This window comes from Pseudonocardia sp. KRD291, from assembly GCF_019263595.1.
GTDB lineage: Bacteria > Actinomycetota > Actinomycetes > Mycobacteriales > Pseudonocardiaceae > Pseudonocardia.
The window spans coordinates 1-1626 of sequence record NZ_JADQDD010000516.1; the positions used below are offsets into that span (position 1 = coordinate 1).

The following is a 1626-nucleotide window of genomic DNA, read 5'->3' on the forward strand; positions in this document are numbered from 1 at the left end:
ATCGACGTGGCCAGTCCGAGTGAGTCGGCGACGAAGTCGCACCGCAGGTGAGCCACGCGGGGATCCTCCCAGGCCGGCCCGACCCGAATCCGGGTGCACGCCCGGGGCCGGCCCGCTACCGTCCCGGCCATGATCGCCCGGGAGCTCTACCTCTGATCCGGCCCGCACGGGCCCGCCGTCGTCGCACGACGTGCGGGTCCTCCTGCTGACCTCGTTCGTCCCCCCCGAACCCCGGAGATCTCCTCGTGTCCCACATCCTTATGGTCGGCGTCGGCGCGCACGGCCACACCAACCCGCATCTCCCGGTGATGACCGAGCTGGCCGCGCGCGGCCACCGCGTCACCTACGCGATCCGCGGGTCCTTCGCGGCGATGGTCGCGTCCAGCGGTGCCACCCCGCTCGTCGTCGACTCCCCGCTGCCCGACGAGGCGGCGGGGCAGCAGTGGCCCAGCGACCCCGTCGCCGGCATGGCGCTGTTCCTCGACGAGGGCCGGGCCGTCCTCCCGCAGCTGCTCACGGCACTGGAACGGGACCGCCCGGACGCCGTGCTCTACGACATCGGCGGCTACGCCGGCCGCGCCCTGGCACACCGCTGGGACCTGCCGCTGCTGCAGCTCTCCCCGTCGATCGTGGCCTGGGAGGGCTACGAGCAGGACATGGGTGACGCGCTGGCGTTCCTCGACGAACCGGACGGGGTCGCCTACCGCGACGCCTTCGACGCCTGGCTCGCCGAGATCGGGATCGACCTCGGCTGGGCGGAGTTCAGCGGCCGGCCGCCGCGCTGCGCGGCCCTCGTGCCGGAGGCGATGCAGCCGAACGCCGAGCGCGTCGACCGCGACGTCGTCACGTTCGTCGGGCCGGCGCTGGACCGGCGCCCGCACCAGGAGGAGTTCCCGGAGCCGGACCGGCCGTTGCTCGTCGTCTCGCTCGGGTCGGCCTACAACGACCGGCCGCAGTTCTTCCGCGACGTCGTCACCGCGATGGACGGGCTGGACTGGCGGGTCGCCATGTCGGTCGGCCCGCACGTCGACCCGGCCGAGGTGGGCGAGGTGCCGGACACCGTCGAGGTGCGGTCCTGGCTGCCCCAGCTCGCGGCGCTGCGGCACGCGTCGGCGTTCGTCACCCACGCCGGGATGGGCGGCTGCTCGGAGGGGCTCTACCAGGGCGTTCCGATGGTCGCGGTACCTCAGGCGGTCGACCAGTTCGGCAACGCCGCACGGCTGGCCGAGCTCGGCGTCGGCGAGCACCTGCCGGCCGACCAGGTGACCCCGCAGCGGCTGCGCGAGGCGATCCTGCGGGTGTCGCGCTCGCCGGAGGTGGCGGCGCGGTGCCGGGAGCTGCGCGAGCAGGCACGCGCGGCCGGGGGCGCGCGCGGCGCGGCCGACATCGCGGAAGGACTGCTGCGCCGACCGGCCGGATGACCGGATTGTCCGCCGGTGTGACGGCGGGCACTAGGCCATCCGAGGCAGACGCCGGTGTGTTGATTGTGGATCTCCGTGCCGGGGTGGCACCGTCGGGCGGGTCAATGGCGCCGGGTGGCACGCCCGCGCGCCGTCGGGGGTGACGTCAGGGGGACCCGTGCGCAGGACCATCGTCTCGGTACTGACCGTGGGCCTGCTGGCCGTC

General features: G+C 74.4%; 1 protein-coding gene. It reads left to right on the forward strand.

Features of this window, described 5'->3' with window-relative positions:
• The first annotated feature begins 260 nt into the window (after positions 1–260).
• Entirely contained in the window at positions 261–1421 is a 1161-nt protein-coding gene (locus tag I4I78_RS32330) for a macrolide family glycosyltransferase (protein WP_226380854.1), read from the forward strand.
• Positions 1422–1626 lie beyond the last annotated feature (205 nt).

Coding starts and splice junctions, on each gene's coding strand:
- I4I78_RS32330 (WP_226380854.1), top strand. CDS start 261: ATGGTCGGCGTCGGCGCGCACGGCCACACCAACCCGCATCTCCCGGTG.